General features: G+C 70.7%; 1 pseudogene. It reads left to right on the forward strand.

The window, feature by feature from the left end:
- A pseudogene (locus L0D17_RS13390) lies at positions 1 to 307 on the forward strand (IS4-like element ISTth2 family transposase); the annotation flags it as partial.

Consider the following 307-nt stretch of genomic DNA (forward strand, 5'->3'; position numbering starts at 1 on the left):
CTTCCTCCTGGACCGGGGCTTTGACCGGCTCTCCCTCATGCGGCGGCTCCAGGAAGGGGGCATGGGTTTCCTCATCCGGTTGCGGCGCAACCGGGAGGTGGAAATGGAAACGGGGGAGCGCTTCCTCCTGGGGGAGCGCTACCCGGAGGTGCCCAGGCCCGAGCGCCAGCGGGTTCGTCTCTTTGGGCGGGGCGGGGGGGAGGTGGAGGTGGGGCTCTTCCTGGCCCAGGGGAAGCGGGAGCCCTGGTATCTGGCCTTCCGGGACCTGAAGGGGCGGGGGTTTGGGCTGGACCGGCACGGGCTCAGG

Origin of the sequence: Thermus thalpophilus (assembly GCF_022760915.1) — a bacterium.
Classification (GTDB): Bacteria; Deinococcota; Deinococci; order Deinococcales; family Thermaceae; genus Thermus; species Thermus thalpophilus.